Annotated in this window: 7 protein-coding genes and 1 pseudogene; 3 read left to right on the top strand and 5 right to left on the bottom strand. The window is 71.2% G+C overall.

Annotated elements, in window-relative coordinates:
• Window positions 1–186: 186 nt before the first annotated feature.
• A complete protein-coding gene (locus A7A76_RS23650) occupies window positions 187–507 on the top strand; it encodes an FmdB family zinc ribbon protein (RefSeq protein WP_206413610.1) in 321 nt (106 codons plus the stop codon).
• Window positions 508–632: 125 nt separating this feature from the next.
• Here A7A76_RS23650 and A7A76_RS27085 read toward each other — a convergent pair.
• Window positions 633–722, bottom strand: a pseudogene (locus tag A7A76_RS27085) (DUF6053 domain-containing protein); the annotation flags it as partial.
• Window positions 723–889: 167 nt separating this feature from the next.
• Here A7A76_RS27085 and aspS point away from each other — a divergent pair.
• Window positions 890–2,656, top strand: a complete 1,767-nt coding sequence (gene aspS, locus A7A76_RS23645) for an aspartate--tRNA ligase (protein ID WP_206413609.1) — start codon at window positions 890–892, stop codon at window positions 2,654–2,656.
• A 54-nt stretch (window positions 2,657–2,710) separates the two neighbouring features.
• On the opposite strand, the gene A7A76_RS27080 is transcribed toward aspS, so the two are convergent.
• Window positions 2,711–2,872 carry a DUF6053 domain-containing protein gene (locus A7A76_RS27080; protein WP_428995229.1) on the bottom strand — a complete coding sequence of 54 codons (162 nt, stop codon included), beginning with the start codon at window positions 2,870–2,872 and terminating at the stop codon, window positions 2,711–2,713.
• A gap of 24 nt (window positions 2,873–2,896) precedes the next feature.
• Here A7A76_RS27080 and A7A76_RS23640 point away from each other — a divergent pair, with 24 nt between their 5' ends.
• On the top strand, window positions 2,897–3,430 hold the full coding sequence (locus tag A7A76_RS23640) for a GNAT family N-acetyltransferase (protein WP_206413608.1): 534 nt from the start codon (window positions 2,897–2,899) through the stop codon (window positions 3,428–3,430).
• A 5-nt stretch (window positions 3,431–3,435) separates the two neighbouring features.
• Here the strand turns inward: A7A76_RS23640 and A7A76_RS23635 are convergent, their stop codons facing one another.
• The 3 genes from A7A76_RS23635 to A7A76_RS23625 all read right to left on the bottom strand — a co-directional run bounded on the left by A7A76_RS23635 (window position 3,436) and on the right by A7A76_RS23625 (window position 5,661).
• Window positions 3,436–3,714, bottom strand: coding sequence for a hypothetical protein (locus A7A76_RS23635; RefSeq protein ID WP_206413607.1), 279 nt, complete (start codon window positions 3,712–3,714; stop codon window positions 3,436–3,438).
• A gap of 230 nt (window positions 3,715–3,944) precedes the next feature.
• A complete protein-coding gene (locus tag A7A76_RS23630) occupies window positions 3,945–4,478 on the bottom strand; it encodes a hypothetical protein (protein ID WP_206413606.1) in 534 nt (177 codons plus the stop codon).
• Complete coding sequence (locus A7A76_RS23625; RefSeq protein ID WP_206413605.1) at window positions 4,462–5,661, bottom strand: LamG domain-containing protein; 1,200 nt, start codon at window positions 5,659–5,661, stop codon at window positions 4,462–4,464. The genes A7A76_RS23630 and A7A76_RS23625 overlap by 17 nt, the downstream gene beginning before the upstream one ends.
• Between the last annotated feature and the right edge of the window lie 197 nt (window positions 5,662–5,858).

The following is a 5,858-nucleotide window of genomic DNA, read 5'->3' as shown; positions in this document are numbered from 1 at the left end:
CCCGCCGGGCGCCTGAGCCGCGCGCGGCCGGCGCAGAACCGGCATGTTCGGGCCGGTTCGGGCCCGCAGCGCGCGAATCGGCGGCCGAAACCGCGGCAATCCGGCCCGCGCCGCCCGTCGCGCGCTTGCATCGGCGCCGCCGCGCCCCAAACTAGCCAGCCTGAGTCGGCTTCCCACGTTCCCGCCATGCCCATCTACGCCTTCCAGTGCCACGCCTGCGGCCACACCTTCGACCGCCTGCAGAAGCTCTCCGACCCCGATCCCTCGGCCTGTCCCGAATGCGGCGCCGACCAGGTCGGGCGCCAGCTGACCGCGCCGCAGTTCCGCCTGGCCGGCGGCGGCTGGTACGAGACCGACTTCAAGAAGGACGGCGACAAGAAGCGCAATCTGGCCGGCGAAGGCAGCACCGGCGCGAGCGCGTCGAGCAAGCCGGCGGAGAAGAAGGCCGATCCGGCGCCGGCGGCCGCTGCCGCCCCGGCCGCCAAGCCGGCGGCCAGCGGCAGCTGACGCCGCCCGGCCCGCCACGATGGCCGCGAGGGCGCCGCAAGGCGCCCTTTCTGTTTGCGGCAGGCCCTATGGCCCGAGGCTGTTGTCCCTGTGGGAGGGCCTTCAGGCTCCGAGGCTCTTGTCCCTGTGGGAGGGCCTTCAGGCCCGAGGCCCTTGGCGCAGATCGCCGCGACCTGAGCCAAGGGCCTCGGGCCTGAAGGCCCTCCTACAGCCACCGCCGCGGCCAATCGCCGCGGCGGCTGGACTAGAATGGCCGGCCCCGGCCCGAGCGCCGGCGGGACGGCTCCGGCCCGGCTTCGCGCCGCGGTCCCAGCGAGCCGCCAGCGGCACAACCCCCACGATCCAACGATCGGCCCGCCCGATCGACCAATCCGGAGCTTCCATGCGTACCCACTTCTGCGGCCTCGTCGATGAGGCGCTGATCGGCCAGACCGTCACCCTGTGCGGCTGGGTCAACACCAACCGTGTGCAAAGCCACGTGGTGTTCACCGATCTGCGAGATCACGAGGGCGTGGTCCAGATCGTGGTGGATTCGGACATGGGCGAACTGTTCAAGACCGCCGGCGATCTCAGCGCGGAAAGCTGCGTGCGCGTCACCGGCACCGTGCGCGCGCGCGGCGCCGCCAACGACAAGATCCGCAGCGGCAAGGTCGAAGTGCTGGCCGCGCAGATCGAAGTGCTCAACAAGGCCGAGCCGCTGCCGTTCCACGCCCACGAGAACGCCGGCGAGGAAACCCGCCTGACCTATCGCTACCTCGACCTGCGCCGTCCGGAAATGCAGAAGATGATGCGCACCCGCATCCGCCTGGTGCAGTCGCTGCGCCGCTGGCTCGACGCGCGCGGCTTCCAGGACATCGAAACCCCGATCCTGACCAAGGCCACGCCCGAGGGCGCGCGCGACTTCCTGGTCCCGGCGCGCATGCACCCGGGCGAGTTCTACGCGCTGCCGCAGTCGCCGCAGCTGTTCAAGCAGATCCTGATGGTGGCCGGCTTCGACCGCTACTACCAGATCGCGCGCTGCTTCCGCGACGAAGCCCTGCGCGCCGACCGCCAGCTCGAGTTCACCCAGCTCGACATGGAGTTCGCCTGGGTCTCCGAGCGCGACGTGCAGGACACCGTCGAGGGCATGATCCGCGAGGTGTTCAAGGAAACCATCGACGTCGAACTGGACGCCGAATTCCCGCGCATGACCTACGCCGAAGCCATGCGCCGCTACGGTTCGGACAAGCCCGATCTGCGCATCGCGCTGGAGTTCGTCGACATCGCCGAACTGGTCAAGACCTGCGACTTCAAGGTCTTCGCCGACTGGGCCAACCACGCCGACGGTCGCGTGATCGCGCTGCGCGCGCCGGGCGCCGCGGGCTGGTCGCGCAAGCAGATCGACGAAGCCGGCGCGCATGCGGCCAAGCACGGCGCCAAGGGCCTGGCGTGGATGAAGGTGGAGGACCTGGACAAGGGCCGCGAGGGCATCAACTCGCCGATCGCGAAGTTCTTCGACGACGCCACCCTGGCCAAGATCGTCGAGGCCGCCGGCGCGCAAAGCGGCGACGCGATCTTCTTCGGCGCCGCCGACTACAAGACCGCCAGCGACTTCATGGGCGCGCTGCGTCTGAAGCTCGGCCGCGATCTGGGTTTGGTCGGCGACGGCTGGAAGCCGCTGTGGGTCACCGACTTCCCGATGTTCGAGTGGGACGAGGAAGCGCAGCGTTACGTCGCGCTGCACCACCCCTTCACCGCGCCGGCGGTGGACGACATCGCCGATCTGCGCGCCAACGCCAAGACCGCGGTGTCGCGCGGCTACGACATGGTGCTCAACGGCAACGAGATCGGCGGCGGTTCGATCCGCATCCATCGTCCGCAGATGCAGTCGGCGGTGTTCGACCTGCTCGGCATCGGCGCGGAAGAGGCCGAAGCCAAGTTCGGCTTCCTGCTCGACGCGCTCAAGTACGGCGCGCCGCCGCACGGCGGCATCGCCTTCGGCATCGACCGCATCGCCGCGCTGATGGCCGGCACCGAGTCGATCCGCGACGTGATCGCCTTCCCCAAGACCACCACCGCGCAGTGCCTGATGACCGGCGCGCCATCAAAGATTCCGGACGCGCAGTTGGCCGAAGTGCATGTGATGGTGCGGCCGAAAGATCCGGCCTGAGCCTCGCCGCGGCCCGGCCGACGCCGGGCCGCTTCGGTCGTCGTGGAAGGGGCTTCAGCCCCGCTGTCCTTGTGGGAGGGGCTTCAGCCCTGACGCCTTTGTGGGAGGGGCTTCAGCCCCGATGCTTTGCGCTCGGGTCGCCGCGATCCGAAACAAAGGCATCGGGGCTGAAGCCCCTCCCACATTCGCAACTCCCACATTCGCAAGCCACCGCATCGCCGCCTTCGAACGCACCCGCCCATGTCCGCGAACTTCGCCATCCGCCGCGCCACGCCCGCCGACACCGCCGTGCTGGCCGACATCTCCGCACGCTGCTTCGTGGTCACCTTCGGCGATTCGTATCCGCCGGCCGACCTCAGCGGCTTCCTCGCCGAAACCTATTCGCACCAAGCCATCGGCGCCTTGCTCGCGGACCCGGATTGCGCGGCGTGGCTGCTCGAGCGCGACGGCGTCGCGGTCGGCCATGCGCTGGCCGGCGCCTGCGGCTTGCCGCATGCGCAGGTCGCGCCCGGCGACGGCGAACTCAAGCGCCTGTACTTGTTGCCGGACGCGCAGAACGGCGGCTGGGGCAGCCGCCTGTTCGAAACCGCGCTGGCCTGGCTGGAGCGCGACGGCCCGCGCACGCTGTGGATCGGCGTGTGGTCGGAGAACTACGGCGCGCAGCGCTTCTACGGCCGCTACGGCTTCGAGAAGGTCGGCCATTACGAATTCATCGTCGGCGATACCCGCGACCACGAGTTCATCCTGCGGCGGGCGGCCGCCGTCGCCGGCTGAGGCGGTCAGCGGCGCGAGCCGCCCGCCTCGGCGCGCGGCCGCAGCAGGCGCCGCACCGCGAAGAAGGCGAGCGCCGGTAGCAGCAGGTACAGCAATCCGCCCAAGACCAGGGCGAGGATTTCGGGCACGCCCGCGCCCCAGGACAGGCCGAAGGCGATCATATTGATCGCCGCGACGGGGTTGAGGCGGGTCCACAGCGGCACGTCGTCGATCGACGGATAAAGGTAGAACGCGAGCGCCGCGGCGACTGCGATGGCGGCGATGAGGGCGAGAAGATTGCGCATGCGTGGCGTCCTGGGTCGTGGATCGCGCAGTCGTGCGTCGATCCGGGCAGGGGCCAGCATGGGCAGGCGGCGACGCGCGCGGCAAGCCGCCGCCGGCCGCGCGATTCATGCCTGCGTTGGGTTTCGCACGCCGATGGCATGTCGCATGCGCGGCATGCGTGCCGCAGCGCGCAGTCGCGTTCGCGCTGCAGTCCGCGCGGCGCCGGCCTGCGGCGCCGCGCGGAGCGGACTCACTTCTGTTCGAGCAGCACGTTCAACGTCGCCGCATCCAGCACGCCGCGCTTCTGCCCGAGCTTGAGCAGCATCGATTCCAGGTCCGCCGCCGCCGCCGACACCCGCGTCGCCGCGGTCGCCGCCTTGAAGTCGGTCGCCGCGGCGGTGTCCACGCTGAGCCGCTGGCCCTTCACCGTCGCCGCTGGCGGCCTGGCCTTCGCGGCCGGGCCGCCGACGTGTTCGATCAGGATGCCGTTGTAGCCCAGCACCGGTTCGGCCGCCGCGCCCGCGCGCGCCGGTGCGGCCAGGGCGTCGCCGAGGCGGCTTTCGATCGCGCGCAGCTGCGCCGGGTCGGTCACGGTCAGCTCCGGGTTCGGCCGGCCCGAATACACCAGGTAGGTGATGCGCAGCCCCGGCGCGTCGGCGGCGTGGGCGAACAGCGGCGCGGCCGACAGGGCCGCGGCGGCGAGCAGCAGGGTAAGGCGCGAGCGCATGGCGGTTCCTCGTGCGGAGACGGTGGCGGCGCGGGCGATGTCAGTTGACCTGTTCATGGCCGCTCCCTTCGATGCTGTCCGACCAGACCCGGTAGAACCCGCAGAAATCGCTGTACGGGCCGCGGTTGGCGGTGCGCGGGTCGGCGATTTCGTTGCCGGAATTGTCGCGGTTGGTGGCCGCGGTCTGGCCCGGCTTGTGGGTCCACTTGCCGTTGCCGTCGCGCCGGTACCAGTGGTAGTCGTAGCCCGGCGCCACCACCAGCGCGACCACGTTCTTGTAGCTGGTGGCGTCGATGGCGGTGTCGGCGATCGGCTCCAGGCCGTCGCGTTCGGCCGCCGCGCGCACCGCCGCGCAGCTCATCGAACCCGCCTGTCCGCCGCCCGAGGCGCGGCCGGGCTGGGCGAAGGTGTTGGTGGCGCGGCCGTTGGCGTAGTTGTAGCAGTTGTTGTAGCGCTGGCGGGTGCCGCCGTCGTTCCAGTAGGTCGGCTGATAGCTGGTGCGGCCGGGGAACATGATGTCGCCGAGGCCGCCGCTGGCGTCGGCCGGCAGCGCGCGGTTGTAGACCAGCACCTCGTCGGCGCGGTCGTTGAAGCGGTAGGACGCGGTGTCCTTGTGCCCGCCGATCAGGAACGGCCGGGTGGTGTTGTCGAGATTGGTCGCGATCGGCGTGGGCTGGGTCGTGGCGCGGCGCCCGTCGACGTAGAACGAGATCGTGTACGGCGCGGCGCTGCGGTTGACCACCGCGGCGACGTGGTGCCAGCGGTTCGGCGCCAGGCTCACGCTGCCGTCGGAGACGTGGTTGGTCCAGGCGCTGCCGTCGTTGAGCTGCAGCAGCACGTTACGGCCCTGGTCGATGCCGAAGGCGTAGCCGCGGCCGGCGCCGTCGCCGCGGTTCTCGATCAGGGTCTTGACCCCCGACGAGCCCGGCGCGGCCAGCCGCACCCAGGCGGCGACGGTGAAGCTGCCGGTGCCGACGTTGAGGTTGCTGGAATTGGGCACTTCGACGTACTTGCCGCCGCTGAGGTCGGCGCCGGTGCCGAGCCAGCCCCACGAGGACGCCGCGCCGCCGACCACGCTGCCGTTGCGGCCGAAACCGCTGGTGTCGGGCGCGGCGTTGCCGGACAGGTCCAGATGCCATTCGCCGACCAGGCCGTTGCTGACCCGGGGCGGCGCCGCCTGCGCCGCCAGCATCGGCGCCAGCGCCAGGCCCAGCGCCAGGAACCACGAAGATCGATTCATAACCCTACCTCGGGGGCGCGCCCACGCCGGACGCCGCGCGAATCTAGGAGCGCGGCGCGCGCGCGACCGTGACCGCGCGCGCGGCCGCGGCGATGCGCGCGCGGCGGTTCGCGGTTATGTGCGCTGGGGCGGCTGCGAAGCGCGAACCCGGGCGGGTCGGTTCAGGCCGGACGGTTGGGGCCGGCCGGCGGGGCGGG

It is taken from the genome of Lysobacter enzymogenes (assembly GCF_017168095.1).
GTDB classification, from domain to species: Bacteria; Pseudomonadota; Gammaproteobacteria; order Xanthomonadales; family Xanthomonadaceae; genus Lysobacter; species Lysobacter enzymogenes_D.
Note: the sequence above shows the minus strand (reverse complement) of the source record. Positions and strands in the feature narration are given on the sequence as shown.